Below are 282 nucleotides of genomic sequence, written 5' to 3'. Positions count from 1 at the left end.
AGGTGAGCCAGAAGGCACGGTTGTTACTATTACCGTGACTGATGAAGCCGGTAACCCACAAACTATCACTACAGAAGTACTCGCTGATGGCACCTTTAGTGTTGATGTGCCGAACGAATTAAGTGAAGGTGAATTTACTGTTGAGGTATCGGCTACAGATACTGCGGGCAATGAAACCACAGCAACTACGACTGGCGAGGTTGATACTTTAGCACCGGTGATCACGATAGATGCACTGGCTGATAGTAACGACACCACCCCAACTATTTCAGGCACCGCAAC

At 48.2% G+C, this 282-nt stretch carries 1 protein-coding gene; it reads left to right on the top strand.

The window, feature by feature from the left end:
- Window positions 1–282 (top strand): Ig-like domain-containing protein (locus tag CXF64_RS00030; protein WP_198551122.1); only part of this gene is annotated, 282 nt, incomplete at both ends.

The sequence above is a fragment of the Pseudoalteromonas sp. GutCa3 genome (assembly GCF_002836155.1).
In the GTDB taxonomy this organism is placed as follows: Bacteria; Pseudomonadota; Gammaproteobacteria; order Enterobacterales; family Alteromonadaceae; genus Pseudoalteromonas; species Pseudoalteromonas arctica.
Note: the sequence above shows the minus strand (reverse complement) of the source record. Positions and strands in the feature narration are given on the sequence as shown.